The 17,324-nt window shown below is 70.6% G+C and carries 15 protein-coding genes and 1 pseudogene; 7 read left to right on the plus strand and 9 right to left on the minus strand.

Annotated elements, in window-relative coordinates; translation table 11 throughout:
- Nucleotides 1-56: 56 nt before the first annotated feature.
- Nucleotides 57-1,232: a glycerophosphodiester phosphodiesterase gene (locus tag FGD71_RS10110; protein WP_119100067.1), complete on the minus strand. Its 1,176-nt coding sequence runs from the start codon at nucleotides 1,230-1,232 to the stop codon at nucleotides 57-59.
- 560 nt (nucleotides 1,233-1,792) lie between these two features.
- On the opposite strand from FGD71_RS10110, the gene FGD71_RS10115 reads away from it, so the two are divergent.
- Nucleotides 1,793-2,482, plus strand: coding sequence for a lysophospholipid acyltransferase family protein (locus FGD71_RS10115; protein WP_119100068.1), 690 nt, complete (start codon nucleotides 1,793-1,795; stop codon nucleotides 2,480-2,482).
- An 87-nt stretch (nucleotides 2,483-2,569) separates the two neighbouring features.
- On the opposite strand, the gene FGD71_RS10120 is transcribed toward FGD71_RS10115, so the two are convergent.
- From FGD71_RS10120 to FGD71_RS10130, 3 genes are all read right to left on the minus strand, one after another.
- On the minus strand, nucleotides 2,570-3,541 hold the full coding sequence (locus tag FGD71_RS10120) for an aldo/keto reductase (protein WP_119100069.1): 972 nt from the start codon (nucleotides 3,539-3,541) through the stop codon (nucleotides 2,570-2,572).
- Between the two features lie 137 nt (nucleotides 3,542-3,678).
- Entirely contained in the window at nucleotides 3,679-5,106 is a 1,428-nt protein-coding gene (gene argH / locus FGD71_RS10125; protein WP_119100070.1) for an argininosuccinate lyase, read from the minus strand.
- Between the two features lie 189 nt (nucleotides 5,107-5,295).
- A complete protein-coding gene (locus FGD71_RS10130) occupies nucleotides 5,296-6,489 on the minus strand; it encodes an argininosuccinate synthase (RefSeq protein WP_181359166.1) in 1,194 nt (397 codons plus the stop codon).
- Nucleotides 6,490-6,747: 258 nt separating this feature from the next.
- On the opposite strand from FGD71_RS10130, the gene FGD71_RS10135 reads away from it, so the two are divergent.
- The 6 genes and pseudogenes from FGD71_RS10135 to FGD71_RS10160 all read left to right on the plus strand — a co-directional run bounded on the left by FGD71_RS10135 (nucleotide 6,748) and on the right by FGD71_RS10160 (nucleotide 11,857).
- Nucleotides 6,748-7,659 (plus strand): hypothetical protein, encoded by a 912-nt coding sequence (locus FGD71_RS10135; protein WP_119100072.1) that lies wholly within the window; start codon nucleotides 6,748-6,750, stop codon nucleotides 7,657-7,659.
- Nucleotides 7,660-7,729: 70 nt separating this feature from the next.
- A pseudogene (locus tag FGD71_RS10140) lies at nucleotides 7,730-7,929 on the plus strand (pyridoxamine 5'-phosphate oxidase family protein); the annotation flags it as partial.
- A gap of 71 nt (nucleotides 7,930-8,000) precedes the next feature.
- The gene (locus FGD71_RS10145) at nucleotides 8,001-8,699 is read left to right on the plus strand and encodes a L,D-transpeptidase family protein (RefSeq protein ID WP_119100073.1); all 699 of its coding nucleotides are present in this window, start codon (nucleotides 8,001-8,003) and stop codon (nucleotides 8,697-8,699) included.
- Nucleotides 8,700-8,867: 168 nt separating this feature from the next.
- Complete coding sequence (locus FGD71_RS10150) at nucleotides 8,868-10,205, plus strand: ferredoxin reductase family protein (protein WP_119100074.1); 1,338 nt, start codon at nucleotides 8,868-8,870, stop codon at nucleotides 10,203-10,205.
- Nucleotides 10,206-10,224: 19 nt separating this feature from the next.
- Entirely contained in the window at nucleotides 10,225-11,073 is an 849-nt protein-coding gene (locus tag FGD71_RS10155) for an FMN-binding protein (RefSeq protein ID WP_119100075.1), read from the plus strand.
- A 46-nt stretch (nucleotides 11,074-11,119) separates the two neighbouring features.
- Entirely contained in the window at nucleotides 11,120-11,857 is a 738-nt protein-coding gene (locus tag FGD71_RS10160; protein ID WP_181359168.1) for an FAD:protein FMN transferase, read from the plus strand.
- Nucleotides 11,858-11,928: 71 nt separating this feature from the next.
- Here the strand turns inward: FGD71_RS10160 and FGD71_RS10165 are convergent, their stop codons facing one another.
- From FGD71_RS10165 to argC, 5 genes are read right to left on the minus strand one after another with little or no spacing between them, the layout of a single operon-like run.
- The gene (locus FGD71_RS10165) at nucleotides 11,929-12,471 is read right to left on the minus strand and encodes an arginine repressor (protein WP_119100077.1); all 543 of its coding nucleotides are present in this window, start codon (nucleotides 12,469-12,471) and stop codon (nucleotides 11,929-11,931) included.
- A 7-nt stretch (nucleotides 12,472-12,478) separates the two neighbouring features.
- Nucleotides 12,479-13,726, minus strand: a complete 1,248-nt coding sequence (locus tag FGD71_RS10170; RefSeq protein ID WP_181359167.1) for an acetylornithine transaminase — start codon at nucleotides 13,724-13,726, stop codon at nucleotides 12,479-12,481.
- Nucleotides 13,723-14,634, minus strand: a complete 912-nt coding sequence (argB, locus tag FGD71_RS10175; RefSeq protein WP_119100079.1) for an acetylglutamate kinase — start codon at nucleotides 14,632-14,634, stop codon at nucleotides 13,723-13,725. The genes FGD71_RS10170 and argB overlap by 4 nt, the downstream gene beginning before the upstream one ends.
- A complete protein-coding gene (gene argJ / locus FGD71_RS10180) occupies nucleotides 14,631-15,782 on the minus strand; it encodes a bifunctional glutamate N-acetyltransferase/amino-acid acetyltransferase ArgJ (RefSeq protein WP_119100080.1) in 1,152 nt (383 codons plus the stop codon). The genes argB and argJ overlap by 4 nt, the downstream gene beginning before the upstream one ends.
- Entirely contained in the window at nucleotides 15,779-16,807 is a 1,029-nt protein-coding gene (gene argC, locus FGD71_RS10185) for an N-acetyl-gamma-glutamyl-phosphate reductase (protein ID WP_119100082.1), read from the minus strand. Before argC ends, argJ begins: the two co-directional genes overlap by 4 nt.
- Nucleotides 16,808-17,324: the final 517 nt, after the last annotated feature.

Consider the following 17,324-nt stretch of genomic DNA (forward strand, 5'->3'; position numbering starts at 1 on the left):
GCCCCGGCAAGGGTTGCCGGGGCGGCCGCCTGTCACCCCAACCGGGGCCCGGGGACTCAGCCGTTGACGAAGTCCTCGCGGGCGAGGAGGCCGGTGTCCGGGTTGTCCGTGAAGATGCCGTCGATGCCGGTCTTGAAGTAGACCTGGAAGGCGCCGAAGGCGTCACCGTAGGCGTTCGGGTCGGTGCCCTTCCTGAAGTTCGCGGGCAGGAAGGTGTTCTCGTTGCGCATCGTGTACGGGTGCAGGATCAGGCCCGCGTCGTGCGCGTCGTCGACGAGTGTGGTCGGCGTGGTGAGGTTGCCGCTCGCGTCCCTCGGGATGATCAGGTCGAGGGTCGGGCCGATCCCCTGCGCGTACGAGGCGATCCACGCCAGGCCCTCGGGCTTGACCAGGTCGGCGACGGTACGCGGGTCACCGGCCTGGACGAAGTCCCAGGGGCGGCTGTTCGCGGAGGACAGCAGTACGACGAGCGGGTTGTCGACGAGCTTGTTCAGGCGCTGGATGCTGCTCGGCTCGAAGGACTGCAGGAAGACGGGGGCGTTCTTCGTGTGCTTGCCGTACTTGCGCAGCAGCTTGGCGAGCGGCTCCTCCAGCCCCAGGCCGAGCTTCCGGAAGTAGGTGGGGTGCTTGGTCTCGACGTGCAGCCACACCTCCTTGCCACGCTTACGGCTCTCGCGGGCGGCCCAGCGCAGGACCTCCTCGAAGGTGGGGACGTCCCACCGGCCGTCGTAGAGCGTGTTGCGCTGGCGGGTGCCCGGGATGCGTTCCTTGGCGCGCAGCGTCTTCAGCTCGGCGAGCGTGAAGTCCTCGGTGAACCAGCCGGTGAATGAGGTGCCGTCGACACTCTTCGTCGTTTTGCGGTCGGCGAACTCGGGGCGGGCCGCGACGTCGGTGGTGGCGGTGATGTCGTTCTCGTGACGGCACACGAGGTGGCCGTCCTTGGTGGGCACGAGGTCCTGTTCGATGACGTCCGCGCCCAGGTCGAGGGCCAGTTGGTACGAGCCGAAGGTGTGCTCCGGGCGGTAGCCGCTGGCGCCGCGGTGGCCGATGACCGTCGGCACCGGCAGGCTCTTGTAGCCTTCGCCGCCGGGGCGCTGCTCGGCGGCCGCGCTCTCGGCTCTCGCCGCGCCGGGCAGTCCGAGGACCGCTCCGCTCGCGCCCAGCACCGCCGCGCCGAGCAGCGCCCGCCGTCCTGTGCCTCGTCCCTGCTCGTCCGGCGCCTGCGTCCCCATGAGCTCTCCTCCCGTTGTGCCGCCCTGCACCTGTCAAAGCGGGTCGATCGTAGGTGGGGTTGGGTGACGGGTGGGAGACCTGTGACGGAACACGTGGGTGACGCTGGATGTCGCACAGGGGACTGCGAGTTGACGGGGCGTCGGCTTCGCCGTTTTTCTTCGCCCCCGCCGCCCCTGCCCGTCCCGTCCTTCTGGGGCTCCGCCCCAGACCCCGTTCCCGGGGGCCAGCCCCCGGACCCCCGCTCCTCAAACGCCGGAGGGGCTGGATTTTCGAGCCCGGGCCAGCATCAACCAGCCCGTCCGGCGTTTGAGGACGAGGCCGCAAGGCCGATAGCGGGGGTCTGGGGGCGCAGCCCCCAGCAACGGGCGAAACCCTGTTTCGGGCCGGAGGTGGCGGTGCGGGATTCGTCACAACGTCTCGTCCGCATGTCACGCGTGAAACGGGACGCCACCCCAGGTAAACATGTGGCGACAGTGCGTATCTACTACGTGAACCCGGTGTGCAATACCCCGGCGGCCACGAGTATCGTCCTCACCTGCAGAGACCTTCACCAAATCCCTTGACACCGGAGGGCCCGTTGTCCCGCTTCGTGTTCATCAAGGCAGTGCTCGGACCGATCATGCGCCTGATGTTCCGCCCACGGGTGGAAGGCGCGGAGCACATCCCGGGCTCCGGACCCGTCATCCTCGCCGGCAACCACCTCACGTTCATCGACTCGATCGTGCTGCCGCTGGTCTGCGACCGCCAGGTCTTCTTCATCGGCAAGGACGAGTACGTCACCGGCAAGGGAATCAAGGGCCGCCTGATGGCCTGGTTCTTCACGGGCGTCGGCATGATCCCGGTGGACCGGGACGGTGCGAGCGGCGGCGTCGCGGCGCTGATGACGGGCCGTCGGATTTTGGAGGAGGGCAAGGTCTTCGGCATCTACCCGGAGGGCACCCGCTCCCCCGACGGCCGCCTCTACCGGGGGCGTACGGGCATCGCGCGCCTGACCCTGATGACCGGCGCCCCGGTCGTCCCCTTCGCGATGATCGGTACCGACAAGCTCCAGCCCGGCGGCGCCGGCATCCCGCGCCCCGGCCGCGTCACGGTCCGCTTCGGCGAGGCGATGGAGTTCTCACGGTACGAGGGCATGGACCGCGACCGGTACGTCCTGCGCGCCGTCACCGACTCCGTGATGGCGGAGGTCATGCGTCTGTCGGGTCAGGAGTACGTCGACATGTACGCCACCAAGGCCAAAGCCGCGTAACGGCATACGACTTCGCACACGGCGGGCTGCGCCTCGGGCAGCCCGCCGTTCGCGTGCTCGACACCCGCGATGGGGAACCAGCGGGGATCAGTGCCAGGGCAGCTGCCCGCGCCGCTCCCAGTACGCCCCCGGCTCCTCGGCGAGCGCCGCGAGCCGGGCCAGCTGGTCGTCGTCGAGGTCGACCACAGCGGCATGCAGGTTGGACGCGAGCTGGTTGACGGTGGCCGCGCCGGAGAGGACGACGCCGGCCCAGGGCTGCCGCAGGACCAGGGCCAGAGCAACCGCGTCGGAACCGAGCTCAGCCTGCTCGGCGATGGCGCGCACCGCGTCCGGGGCGTGCGGATCGGCGAGACGGCCGTTGGCCATGGCTTCCTTGACGATCACGGTGTACCCGGCGTCGTGCGCCTCGGCGAGCGCGGGCGCGGCGGAGGTCTCCAGCACGTTGTACGTGGCCTGGACCGTACGGAAGAGGGGCTCGCCGTCGACGGTCACGGCGAGTGCGGCGCGGATCGCGTCGGCCTGCGCGGGACCGCTGGTGGAGAAGCCGAGGGTCAGCCCCTCGGCGGCCGCTTCCGCCAGTTTGGCGTGGAGTTCCTTGTCGGTGAGGGCCGGGCTGTCCGGAGTCACCGAGTGGATCTGGTAGAGGTCGAGCCGGTCGCCGAGCAGTTCGGCGGTCTCGGCGCGCTGCCGCTCGTACGTGCCCACGCTGTGGTCCTTGACCTCGTGTTCCTCGGCGTCCGTGCGCCAGCCCGCCGTGTAGGTGTAGCCCCACTTGCTGCCGATGACGACGTCGTCGATGTCGGGCCGGGCGTGCAGCCAGTCGGCGAGGAACTCCTCGGAGCGGCCGTACGAGCGGGCCGCGTCGAAGTAGCGCACGCCCTGGGCGTAGGCGGCGTCCAGAAGTTCATGCGATCGCTCGCGCAGCGCGTCGACGCTGCGGGATTCCGGGAGATCGGACTCGCGGCCGAGGTTGATATAGCCGGGGCGCCCGACGGCGGCGAGTCCCAGGCCGATGTGGCAGGTGGGGGTCGTCGCAGAGGCGAGTCGTGCGAAGGGCATCGCGGGCTCCGTTCGGTCGCTCCTTTACGGCTGCCGACCCAACGTAACCCGCGAGGCGCTCGCTTCACTGCCGGGGCACCCGCCGACGCGTGCCCCGGCGCGCACGTGCGGGCGCTCCCCCGTGTCTGATCAGGCGCTCACTTGCGGGCCCTCGCCCACTCGTGCTGGGCCGCCACGTCCGCCTTGACCTCGGCGAGCTGGGCGGCGACCGCGCTGGGCGCCGTGCCGCCGCGGCCGTTGCGGGAGGCCAGGGCACCGGGGACGTTGAGGACGCTTCGCACCTCGGGTGTCAGATGCGCGGAGATCTTCACGAACTGCTCGTCGGTGAGATCGTCCAGCTCGACGCCGTCGGCCTCGGCCACCTTCACGCACTCGCCCGCGACCTCGTGCGCGACCCGGAAGGGCACGCCCTGCCGGACCAGCCACTCGGCGATGTCGGTGGCGAGCGAGAACCCGGCCGGGGCCAGTTCCTCCATGCGCTCACGGTGGACGGTCAGGGTCGCCATCATGCCGGTGAAGGCCGGGAGCAGGACCTCCAGCTGGTCACAGGAGTCGAAGACCGGCTCCTTGTCCTCCTGGAGGTCGCGGTTGTACGCCAGCGGGAGGGCCTTCAGGGTGGCCATCAGCCCGGTGAGGTTGCCGACGAGCCGCCCCGACTTGCCGCGGGCGAGCTCCGCGATGTCCGGGTTCTTCTTCTGCGGCATGATCGACGAGCCGGTGGAGAAGGCGTCGTGGAGGGTGACGAAGGAGAACTCCTTCGTGTTCCAGATGATGACCTCCTCGGCGATCCGGGAGAGGTTCACACCGATCATCGCGGTGATGAAGGCGAACTCGGCGGCGAAGTCCCGCGAGGCCGTCCCGTCGATGGAGTTGCCCGAGCTGCCGCGCTCGAAGCCCAGGTCGCGCGCGACGGCCTCCGGGTCGAGTCCCAGACTGCTGCCGGCCAGCGCCCCCGAACCGTACGGCGACACGGCCGTCCGCTCGTCCCACTGGCGCAGGCGCTCGGCGTCCCGGGAGAGGGCCTGCGCGTGGGCCAGCACATGGTGGGCGAACAGGACGGGCTGGGCGTGCTGAAGGTGCGTACGGCCCGGCATGGCGACGTCCGGGTGGGCCTCGGCCAGACCGATCAGCGCGTCCTGGAGGTCGGCGATCAGGCCGCCGATGACGCGGGCGTGGTCGCGCAGATACATCCGGAAGAGCGTGGCGACCTGGTCGTTCCTCGACCGGCCCGCGCGCAGCTTGCCGCCGAGGTCCGGGCCGAGCCGCTCCAGCAGGCCCCGCTCCAGGGCGGTGTGGACGTCCTCGTCGGCGATGGTGCCGACGAAGGAGCCGTCGGCGACATCGGCTTCGAGCTGGTCGAGGCCCGCGAGCATGCGCTCCAGTTCGTCGGCCGTGAGGAGGTCCGCCCGGTGCAGCACGCGCGCGTGGGCCCGCGAGCCGGCGATGTCGTACGGCGCGAGCCGCCAGTCGAAGTGGACGGACGCGGACAGCTTCGCCAGGGCCTCGGCGGGACCGTCGGCGAAACGGCCGCCCCAGAGCCGTACGTCACCGCTGTTGCTGCTCACTTGCTGTGCTCCTCAAAGATGGCGATGTGCGACCGCCTCCCCACTGTTCCAGTGAGGAGGCGGTCGTCAGGCTAGTACGGGACCACGCCCCGTCAGGGGCTCGGGCTGTGACATCATGCGGCTCCGCCGCGTGGGCGCGACCAGCCCCTTACGACCCGCACGTCATGTCCCGGACTCCGAGCGGAGCGCCTACGCCTGGTCCCGCTTGGCCGCGATCTTGGACGACAGGGCGAAGATGTCGATGAAGCCCTGGGCCTTGGACTGGTCGAAGGTGTCGCCCGAGTCGTAGGTCGCGAGGTTGAAGTCGTAGAGCGACTCCTCGGACCTCCGGCCGGTGACGACGGCGCGGCCGCCGTGCAGGGTCATCCGGATGTCGCCGGAGACATGCTGGTTGGCCTCGTTGATGAAGCCGTCCAGGGCGCGCTTGAGCGGGGAGAACCACAGGCCGTCGTAGACCAGCTCGCCCCAGCGCTGCTCGACCTGCCGCTTGTAGCGGGCCAGTTCGCGCTCGACGGTGACGTTCTCCAGCTCCTGGTGGGCCGTGATCAGCGCGATGGCGCCGGGAGCCTCGTAGACCTCGCGGGACTTGATGCCCACGAGCCGGTCCTCGACCATGTCGATCCGGCCGATGCCCTGGGCTCCGGCGCGCTGGTTGAGCTGCTGGATGGCCTGCAGGACGGTGACGGGCTTGCCGTCGATGGCGACCGGGACGCCCGCCTTGAAGGTGACGACGACCTCGTCGGGCTCACGCGGGAGCGCCGGGTTCTGCGTGTACTCGTAGACGTCCTCGATCGGCGCGTTCCAGATGTCCTCCAGGAAGCCGGTCTCGACGGCGCGCCCGAAGACGTTCTGGTCGATGGAGTACGGCGACTTCTTGGTGGTGGCGATCGGCAGGCCCTTCTCCTCGCAGAAGGCGATCGCCTTGTCCCGGGTCATCGCGTAGTCACGGACCGGGGCGATGCACTTGAGCTCGGGGGCGAGGGCGACGATGCCGGCCTCGAAGCGGACCTGGTCGTTGCCCTTGCCGGTGCAGCCGTGGGCGACGATCCCGGCGCCGTGCTTCTGGGCGGCGGCGACGAGGTGCTTGACGATCGTCGGCCGGGAGAGCGCCGAGACCAGCGGGTAGCGGTCCATGTAGAGGGCGTTGGCCTTGATCGCCGGGAGGCAGTACTCGTCGGCGAACTCGTCCTTGGCGTCCGCGACCTCGGCCTCGACGGCACCGCAGGCGAGCGCGCGCTTGCGGATGACGTCCAGGTCCTCGCCGCCCTGGCCGACGTCCACGGCAACGGCGATGACCTCGGCGCCCGTCTCCTCGGCGATCCAGCCGATGGCGACGGAGGTGTCCAGGCCGCCCGAGTAGGCGAGTACGACGCGCTCGGTCACGGGTTTCTCCTCACAGTGCATTCGCTGACATGCATGAGTATGCAGGAGTCTGCATGGTTCGTCAATCTCGGGTCACTGACGGACGCCACCGAATCACTGCAGAACAAATCTCAGGTTTCGTTTGAACGCGAGAAACCGCTTTCTCGTATCTCCCGCTGAACGCCGGCGCCGCGTTTGTAAACCACTTCACCCGCACAGGAGTGCGCCGCCCGATCGACCACGGGCGGCCCAACCCCCGACCAGGAGCGAGGCTTCCGTATGTCCAGGGCTCTCCCGAAGTACCACAAGCGCCGCGTGGCGATCATCGGCGGCGCAGCCGCGGTGGTGTTGTCCGGGGCGGTGATCGCTGGATCGGCCTTGGCCGGAGAGACGTCGAACAGCGGCGATCAGGCCGCCGACACGAAGGCGTCTCCCGGCACGGTGAACTGCCCGGCGGTGGATGGCAGCCTGCCGGCGATTCCCGCCTCCGCCCAGGCCGAGGTCGACAGCAACCTCGCCCAGCTCGACACCCAGATCGCCGAAGCGAACAAGAGACTCGTCGACACCGTCGGCCAGGGCGGACCCAACTTCGTCCAGAACGCCATCCTCGGCCCGCTGGAGGACAAGCGCGTCGCCGCGCTCAACCGCATCGAGACCGCCATCGGACGCGCCGCCGAGAAGCCCGAGGGCCTCGAAGCCCTCGCGGCCTGCACCCTCAACGCGGGTGGTGCGGCCGACGCCGGCGCCGAGGAAGAGGCGGCCGACGAAGCGGCGGGCGGGAACGCGAACGACGCCGGTAACGCGAACGGCGCCGGGGGCGCGGGCAACGCGGAGGACGCCGGCGAGGCCGAGGACGCGGGCAACGCAGGGGCCGAGGACGCGGGCGACGCCGGCGCCGCCGGCACCATCAGCTGCCCCGACGTCGAGCCGAGCCTTCCCGAGATCCCCGCCTCGGCCCAGGCCGAGGTCGACCGCAACCTCACCCAGCTCGACACCCAGATCTCCGAGGCCAACCAGCGGCTCGTCGACACCGTCGGCCAGGGCGGACCCAACTTCGTCCAGAACGCCATCCTCGGCCCGCTGGAGGACAAGCGCGTCGCCGCGCTCAACCGCATCGAGACCGCCATCGGACGCGCCGCCGAGAAGCCCGAAGGGCTCGAAGCCCTCGCGGCCTGCACCCTCAACAAGTAGCGCCACCGCGTAACGACCTCCGTGGTCGCCCCGAACGTCGGCCGGGGCGGCCACGGAGCCCGCGCCGCGACAGCCCCTCTTCTTCACCGCGGCCGCGCCACTGTCCGGCGACGGCACGGTCGACCTTTCCCCCAAGGGCCTCAAGGGCTCGTTCGCGGTACTCGACGAACTCACCGTCGCCTACCTGGACTTCGTCGGCAGCACAGGCGAATCACCCTCATGTGGTGCGCCTGCCAGGGCCCGCCCACCATCGTCCGCCTCCTGGCAAGGAGCACGTGGAGAGCAGCCTGGATGGCCCACCCGGGCTGCCGCTGCCCCTGCCGCCCAGTAGCGTCTGAGCCATGCGCCCCGGAGCCGCTGTCCTCGTGTCCGCGTCCCTCCTCGTCCTCGCCCCCGGCGGCCCCGCCGAACGCCTGCCGCTGCCCGAGCGGATGGCGGACACCGGCGGCGGCAGCCAGCTGATCACCGCCCGGGCCTCCCGGACCTCCTCGACGACCGGCACGGTCACCTGGTGGGACCGGCGCGCCGGCCACTGGGTGAAGTCCGGTTCCGCGCCGGCCCGCTTCGGGGCGCGAGGGCTCGCCGAGGGCCGCTCCCGCGAACAGGGCACGAACACCACACCCACCGGCCTGTACGACCTGCCGTACGCCTTCGGCATCAGTCCCGCGCCGCGGGGGACGGCCGTCACGTACCGCCGGGTGCGCCAGAACTCCTGGTGGTGCCAGGACAACGACTCCCGTTCCTACAACCGCTGGACCGACCCGCGCCCGGCCGACTGCCGCGCCGCCGAGGCAGAGCATCTGATCTCGTACGGCAGGCAGTACGCGTACGCGCTCGTCATCGGCTTCAACTACGAGCGGCCCGTGCGCGGGCGCGGCGCGGGGATCTTCCTGCATGTCAACGGGCGTGGAGCGACGGCCGGTTGTGTCTCGGTGCCGCGGGACGCGATGCGGCGCATCCTGGACTGGGCCGACCCCGCGCGCACACCGCACATCGCCATCGGCACGGCGAGCGGACCGACGGCGATCACGCGCTACTGAGGGCAAGCGTTACCGCCAGTCACCCCAGTCCGCACCGGACTCGGCCGACCTCTGAACGCACAGCCTCCGCCGCACGTACCACTGGGCCAAGGGCCACTCCCCTTTCGCCAGTCCCACGGAGGAACCGTGAGTACGATCGCCGGCGGTCGCGCTGCGCGGCGCCAGACAATGCGCCGTATCCGCCCTCGCCGCAACCCTGCCGTCCCGCTGCTGCTCGCTGTCTGGGCGGGTGCGGTGGCGGTGGTCTGGCTGTGGTGGAGCAACACCCCCGCCATCGCGGACAACACGAGCCGGATACTCAACGCGGGCCGGATCACCGGTCTGCTCGCCGGGTATCTGATGGCTCTGGTCGTGCTGCAGATGGCCCGCGTACCCGCGCTGGAGCGCCGGGTCGGCTCCGACCGGGTGGCACGCTGGCACGCGATGAGCGGCCGCTACACGCTCTGTCTGGTCCTCGCGCATCTCGTGCTGACCATGTACGGCTACGCCCTGCAGGCCGGCCTCGGATTCTCGGGGATCGTGCAGCAGACCATCGAATCGGTCAACACGCTGCCGGACATGGGCAAGGCCGCGATCGGCACGGGCCTGCTGCTGTTCATCGGCCTGATCTCCACCGGCGGAATCCGGCGCATGATCGGGTACGACACCTGGTACCACATCCATCTGCTCACGTACGCGGCTGTATACCTGTCGTTCTGGCACCAGTTGACCACCGGGAACGACTTCGCCGTCCAGCCGGCCGCGACCACGGCCTGGTACGTGCTGTACGGGTCCGTGACCGCGCTGGCGCTCTGGTACCGGGTACTCGTGCCGGTCCGGCTCAACCTGCGGCACCGCATGCGGGTCGCGGAGGTCGTCGAGGAGGCGCCCGGGATCGTCTCGGTGCTGATCTCGGGACGCCGGCTGCACCGGCTGGGCGCCGAGGCGGGCCAGTTCTTCCGCTGGCGGTTCCTGGCGCCGGGCATGCGGTTCAGCTCGCACCCCTACTCGCTGTCCGCGGCGCCGCGCCCCAACATGCTGCGCGTCACGGTGAAGGCGATCGGCGACCACAGCTCCAGGCTGCGCGAGCTGGAGCCCGGTACCCGCGTGTGGGCCGAAGGCCCCTATGGGGCGCTGACCGCGTCCCGGCGCAGCCGCGGCAAGGTGCTGCTGGTGGCCGGCGGGGTCGGGATCACCCCGATGCGGGCGCTGTTCGAGACGCTGCCCGGCGCGGCCGGTGACCTGACGCTGCTCTACCGGGCCAACAGCACCCAGGACCTTGCCCTGTGGGACGAGCTGGCCTCGATCGCCGACGAGCGGGGCGCCCGGCTCATGTACGCGGTCAACAGCCCGGACGGGGAGCGCCCGGACATCTCCGCGGAGACCCTGCGCCGGAAGCTGCCGGACATCGACAACCATGACGTCTTTCTGTGCGGGCCGCCCGGCTTCGCGCAGCAGGTGTACGAAGCACTCCGCGGCGCGGGCGTTCCGGCCCGCCGCATCCATCACGAGTCGTTCGAGATGTGAGCGACGGGAGTCAGGAGACATGAAGAAGAGCCACCCCATTCGGCGCGCCGTCCTCGCCACTGCCGCCACCGTGTCCGGAATCGTGTTGGTCCTGTCGCTGAAGCCGGCGTCGGATCCGACGGCCGCGTCCGCGCAGGGCGGGGCGCCCCAGGGGGCGGCCCAGTCGCCGCAGGGCGGCAGCTCGCAGCAGCAGGCCGGCGGGTCCGGCACGCTCACCGGCAGCGTGGCCCAGACCCAGTACGGCCCGGTCCAGGTCCGCATCACCATGAGCGGCGGCAAGATCACCAAGGCTGAGGCGGTGCAGAAGCCCAGTGGCGGGCGCAGCACGCAGATCAGCGGCGACTCGGTGCCCAAGCTCAACCAGGAGGCCGTCGCCGCGGGCAGCGCCGACATCGACGCCGTCTCCGGCGCCACCTACACCAGCGCCGGCTACAAGCAGTCCCTGCAGTCCGCCCTGGACCAGGCCGGTGCGGCGGGTGGCGGGCAGGACACGGGCCAGGGCTCGGGCGCCGAGGCCGGAGCTGGTGCCGGGTCAGGTACCGGCTCGGGAGCGGGAGCCGGCTCCGGTTCCGGTTCCGGTTCCGGTTCCGGGCAGACGCAGGTCCTGACCGGCGATGTCGCGCAGACCCAGTACGGCCCGGTCCAGGTCCGTGTCACCGTCAGCGGCGGAAAGGTCACCAAGGCCGAGGCGCTGCAGAAGCCCAGCGGCGGGCGCAGCACCCAGATCAGTGGCAACTCGGTGCCCAAGCTCAACCAGGAGGCCGTCGCCGCGGGCAGCGCCGACATCGACGCCGTCTCCGGCGCCACCTACACCAGCGCCGGCTACAAGCAGTCCCTGCAGTCCGCCCTGGACCAGGCCGGTGGCTGACCCCACGGAAGCTCCTCCCGCGGCGGTGCGCCACGCGGAGGAGGTCATGGGCACGGTCGTCTCGTTCGACATACGCGGTGGCGAACCCAAGGCGGTGCAGACCGCCTTGGAGGAGGCGATCGCCCAGCTCCACACGGTGGACGCGGTGTTCAGCACCTACCGGGAGGACAGCCAGATCTCCCGGCTCGGCCGCGGCGAGCTGAGCGTCGACGCGTGCGACCCGGAGGTCGCCGAGGTCCTCGAACTGTGCGCTGAGGCGGAGCGGTTGAGCGAGGGCTGGTTCAGCACGCAGTACGCGGGTGTCGTCGACCCGACGGGGCTGGTGAAGGGCTGGGCGGTCGAGCGCGTGGCCCGGCATCTGCTCGCGGCCGGCGCGACCGGCGTGAGCGTGAACGGCGGGGGCGACGTACAGCTGTGCGGCACGCCGGGGCCGCAGCGGCCGTGGCGGGTCGGTGTGTCGGATCCGCTGCGCCCCGGCTCCCTCGCGGCGGTCGTCTCCGCGGCCGGCGTCGACGAACTGGCCATCGCCACCTCCGGTTCCGCCGAGCGCGGCACCCACATCGTGGACCCGAGCACCGGCCGGTCTGCGGTCACCGACCTGGTGGCCGTGACCGTGGTGGGTCCCCGGCTCACCTGGGCGGACACCTGGGCGACGGCGGCCTTCGCGATGGGCTCCCGGCAGGCCCTCGCCTGGCTGGAATCCCTGCCCGGCATCGAGGCCCTGCTCATCACGGCGGGCGACGAGGTCCGGTGCACCGGAGGTCTCGCCGCCCGTCTCGGTTAGGGCCCGCCCATTTCGGTCAGGGCCCGCCCGCCTCGGTCAGGACCCCTCCCGTACCAGTCCCTGGTACGGGATCAGTGGTGGTTGTTGTGCTGCGCCAGGCGCAGCAGATGATCCGCGAGCGCCTGACCACCCGTCGGGTTGCGGCTGATCAGCAGCAGGGTGTCGTCGCCGGCGATGGTGCCGAGGATGTCGTGCAGTTCCGCCTGGTCGATGGCCGAGGCGAGGAACTGGGCCGCACCCGGCGGTGTACGCAGGACCACGAGGTTGGCGGAGGCCTCCGCGGAGATCAGCAGCTCCTGGGAGAGCCTGCGCATCCGCTCCTCCTTCGCCGACCCGCCGAGCGGTGCGCGCGGGGTGCGGAAGCCGCCCTCGCTCGGTACCGCGTAGATGAGGTCGCCGTCGTTGTTGCGGATCTTCACCGCGTTCAGCTCGTCCAGATCCCGGGAGAGCGTCGCCTGGGTGACGGTCAGCCCGTCGTCGGCGAGAAGCTTCGCCAACTGGCTCTGGGAGCGCACCGGTTGCCGGTTGAGGATATCCACGATCCGGCGGTGGCGTGCGGTGCGGGTCTGGGGCACGGCAGGCCCGGCCTGCTCGTGATCCTGCGCCTGACTCATCGTCGTCTCATTCTCCGGATCGTCCGTCCCCGTCGGCTGCCTTCGCCACGTTCGCAGCCTTCGCCGCGCTCGCGCTTGCGTCGAGGACGCCGGGCAGCGCACGGAGGAAGGCGTCCACCTCGTCGTCGCGCAGGTTCAGCGGCGGCATCAGCCGTACGACATCGGGGGCGGGCGCGTTCACCAGGAGGCCGGCGTCCTGAGCCGCCTGTTGCACCTGGGGCGCGAGCGGCTCGGTGAGCACGATACCCAGCAGAAGGCCCGAGCCCCTGACATGGCCGATCATCGGGTTGCCCAGTGATTCGATTCCGTCCCGCAGCTTCTCGCCCGCCCGCTTCACGTTCTCCAGCAGGCCCTCGGCCTCGATGGTGTCGAGGACGGCGAGTCCGGCGGCGCACGCGACCGGGTTCCCGCCGAACGTCGTGCCGTGGTGGCCGGGCTTCAGGAACTGGGCGGCCCTGCCGAAGGCGACGGTCGCGCCGAGGGGCAGCCCGCCGCCGAGTCCCTTCGCCAGCGTGACGATGTCCGGCAGGACACCCTCGTGGGCCTGGTACTCGAACCAGTGCCCGGTCCGCCCGACGCCGGTCTGCACCTCGTCGAGGACGAGGAGGCTTCCGGTGGCCGCGGTGATGGCACGGGCCGCCTTGAGGTAGCCGGCGGGCGGCACGACCACGCCGTTCTCACCCTGGATCGGCTCGATGACGACCAGCGCGGTGTCCTCGGTGACGGCGGCTGCCAGCGCCTGCGCGTCGCCGTACGGGACATGCGTGACGTCGCCCGGCAGCGGCAGGAACGGCTCCTGCTTGCCCGGCTGCCCGGTGAGCGCGAGGGCGCCCATGGTCCGGCCGTGGAAGCCGCCCTGGGTGGCCACCATGTGGGCACGCCCGGTCAGCCGGCCGATCTTGAAGGCGCCCTCATTGGCCTCCGCGCCGGAGTTGCAGAAGTACACGCGTCCCTCACGTCCGAAGAGCTGGAGCAGCCGTTCGGCGAGCGTGACGGGAGGCTCGGCGACGAAGAGGTTGGAGACATGGCCGAGCGAGGCGATCTGCTTGCTGACGGCCTCGACGATCGCGGGGTGGGCGTGGCCGAGCGCGTTCACCGCGATCCCGCCGACGAAGTCGAGGTACTCCTTGCCGTCGGCGTCCCACAGCTTGGCGCCCTCACCCCGGACGAGCGGCAGCCGCGGGGTGCCGTAGTTGTCCATGAGCGCGCCCTGCCACCGCTGGGTGAGCTCGGTGTTCATCGAGGCCCCGGTCATGCGTCCCCCTCGGTCTTCTCGTCCGGCACGACCATCGTGCCGATGCCCTCGTCGGTGAAGATCTCCAGCAGGATCGAGTGCTGGACCCGGCCGTCGATCACGCGCGCCGTGGTGACGCCGTTGCGTACAGCGTGCAGACACCCCTCCATCTTCGGCACCATGCCGCTGGCCAGGTCGGGCAGCAGCTTCTCCAGTTCGGAGGCGGTGAGTCGGCTGATCACCTCGTCGGAGTTCGGCCAGTCCTCGTAGAGGCCCTCGACGTCCGTGAGGACCATGAGGGTTTCGGCGCCAAGTGCCGCAGCGAGTGCCGCAGCCGCCGTATCAGCATTGACGTTGTAGACATGTCCGTCGTCCTGGGAGCGGGCGATCGATGAGATGACCGGGATCCGGCCGTCCAAGAGCAGCGCCTCGATCGCGCCTGTGTCGATTTCGGTGATCTCGCCGACCCGCCCGATGTCGACCAACTCCCCGTCGATCTCGGGCTGGTGCTTGGTGGCGGTGATGGTGTGCGCGTCCTCGCCGGTGAGACCGACAGCGAGCGGTCCGTGCTGGTTGAGCAGCCCCACCAGCTCGCGCTGCACCCGTCCGGCCAGGACCATGCGTACGACGTCCATGGCTTCCGGCGTCGTCACCCGCAGCCCGGCCTTGAACTCGCTCTCCAGTCCGTGCAGATCGAGCTGCGCGTTGATCTGAGGGCCGCCGCCGTGCACCACGACGGGCTTGAGGCCGGCTTGCCGCAGGAAGACGACGTCCTGCGCGAAGGCGGCCTTCAGCTCCTCGTTCACCATGGCGTTGCCGCCGAACTTGATGACGACCGTCTTGCCGTTGTGCCGGGTCAGCCAGGGCAGGGCCTCGATGAGGATCTGGGCTTTGGGCAGTGCGGTGTGTTTCCGCGTCACATTGCTCATGAGGAGTACGCGCTGTTCTCGTGGACGTAGTCCGCGGTGAGGTCGTTGGTCCAGATCGTGGCGGTCTCGTCGCCCGCGGCGAGGTCCGCGACGATGTGGACCTCGCGGTAGCGCATGTCGACCTTGTCGCGGTCTTCGCCCACACCGCCGTTCTTGCAGACCCATACGCCGTTGATGGCGACGTTCAGCTGGTCGGGCTCGAAGGCGGCCGTGGTGGTGCCGATGGCGGACAGGACGCGGCCCCAGTTGGGGTCCTCGCCGTGGAGGGCGCACTTGAGGAGGTTGTTGCGGGCGATGGAGCGGCCCACCTCGACGGCGTCGTCCTCGGTCGCGGCGTTGATCACCTCGACCTTGATGTCCTTGCTGGCGCCCTCGGCGTCCCCGATGAGCTGGCGGCCGAGGTCGTCGCAGACCGCGCGTACGGCTTCGGCGAACTCCTCGTGGTCCGGGGTGACTTGGGAAGCCCCGGAGGCGAGCAGCAGCACGGTGTCGTTGGTGGACATGCAGCCGTCGGAGTCGACGCGGTCGAACGTGGTGCGGGTGGCGGCGCGCAGCGCCCGGTCCAGTACGTCGCTGTCGACATCGGCGTCCGTCGTGAGGACGACGAGCATGGTGGCGAGGCCGGGGGCGAGCATGCCGGCGCCCTTGGCCATGCCGCCCACGGTCCAGCCGTCGCCGGTGGCCACGGAGGTCTTGTGGACGGTGTCGGTGGTCTTGATGGCGATGGCGGCCTTCTCACCGCCGTGCTCGTCCAGGGCGGCGGCGGCCTGTTCGACTCCCGGCAGCAGCTTGTCCATGGGGAGCAGTACACCGATGAGGCCGGTGGAGGCGACGGCGACCTCCCCGGCGTTGTGACCGAGTACCTCGGCGGCCTTCTCCGCGGTGGCGTGGGTGTCCTGGAAGCCCTTGGGTCCGGTACAGGCGTTGGCGCCGCCCGAGTTGAGGACGACGGCGGAGACGAGGCCGCCCTTGAGGACCTGCTCCGACCACAGCACCGGCGCGGCCTTCACCCGGTTCGAGGTGAAGACGCCCGCGGCGGCCAGACGGGGGCCGTTGTTGACCACGAGGGCGAGGTCCGGGTTGCCGTTCTCTTTGATGCCTGCTGCGATGCCCGAGGCGGTGAAGCCCTTGGCAGCGGTGACACTCACGGTGCGACTCCGATCGTGGTAAGCCCGAGCTCCTCGGGAAACCCGAGGGCGATGTTCATGCTCTGCACCGCGCCACCCGCGGTGCCCTTGGTGAGGTTGTCGATGGCGCTGATCGCGATGATGCGGTGCGCGGTCGCGTCGTGCGCGACCTGGACCTGAACGGCGTTGGACCCGTAGACGGACGCGGTCGCGGGCCACTGCCCCTCGGGCAGCAGGTGGATGAACGGCTCGTCGCCGTAGGTCTTCTCGTAGGCCGCCCGTACGGATTCCGCCGTGACGCCGTCCCTGGCCTTCGCGCTGCAGGTGGCGAGGATGCCGCGGGGCATCGGCGCGAGGGTGGGCGTGAAGGAGACGGTGACAGGCTCACCGGCGGCCGCGCCGAGGTTCTGGATCATCTCGGGGGTGTGCCGGTGGACGCCGCCCACGCCGTACGGGGACATGGAGCCCATGACCTCGGAGCCCAGCAGGTGCGGCTTGGGCGTCTTGCCCGCGCCCGAGGTCCCGGAGGCGGCGACGATCACGGCCTCGGGCTCGGCGAGCCCCGCCGCGTACGCCGGGACGAGCGCGAGCGAGGCGGCCGTGGGGTAGCAGCCGGGTACCGCGATGCGCTTGGACCCCTCCAGCGCGGTGCGGCCACCCGGCAGTTCGGGCAGGCCGTAAGGCCAGGTCCCGGCGTGCGCCGAACCGTAGAACTTCTCCCAGTCCGCGGCGTCCTTCAGCCGGAAGTCGGCCCCCATGTCCACGACGAGGACGTCCGGGCCGAGCTGCTCGGCGACGGCGGCGGACTGCCCGTGAGGCAACGCGAGGAAGACGACGTCATGCCCGCTGAGCACGTCGGGGGTGGTTTCCTGGAGCACGCGGTCGGCCAGTGGCAGCAGGTGCGGCTGCAGCGCACCGAGGCGCTGACCGGCGTTGGAATTGCCGGTCAGAGCGCCGATCTCGATCTCGGGGTGAGCCAGGAGCAGACGCAGCAGCTCTCCGCCCGCGTACCCACTCGCTCCCGCCACCGCCGCACGTACCGTCATGGAACCCTCCTCCTGGGATGGCATGACTATACGTTTCGCTGCACGTTTATGCAATCGCGCATCCCCCTGTCGCCGCCCCGCCTGGCTCCGCGGCAGCGGCCTGCTGCCACTGATCGCGGCGAACATGACCAGAACGCCCACCGTGACGCACACGGCCAGTTGTACCCCGCCGGAGGTGCTGATCGTGCTGCCCGCCGCCTTGTCGGACTGGAACGCGGCGTAGATGCCGGTCGCGGTCGTGCCGCCGGCGAGGACCACGACGAATCTCACGGCCAGGAGGACGCTGCCGAGGGGTCTGCGAGACTCCCGCGAGTCGCTCGGTGGATCGTGAGACGCAAGGGAGAGGGCGGATGGGCGAGAGGCCCCCGGTGTTGTGGCTCGGCGGACCGCCAGGGGCCGGCAAGACCACCGTGGCCCGGGTGCTCGCGCGGCGGCACGGGCTGCGGTGGTACAACGCGGACGCCCGTACGTGGGAGCACCGGGACCGGGCGGTCGCGGCCGGGCACACGGCCGCGAC

It is taken from the genome of Streptomyces sporangiiformans (assembly GCF_005768555.2).
Lineage (GTDB): Bacteria > Actinomycetota > Actinomycetes > Streptomycetales > Streptomycetaceae > Streptomyces > Streptomyces sporangiiformans.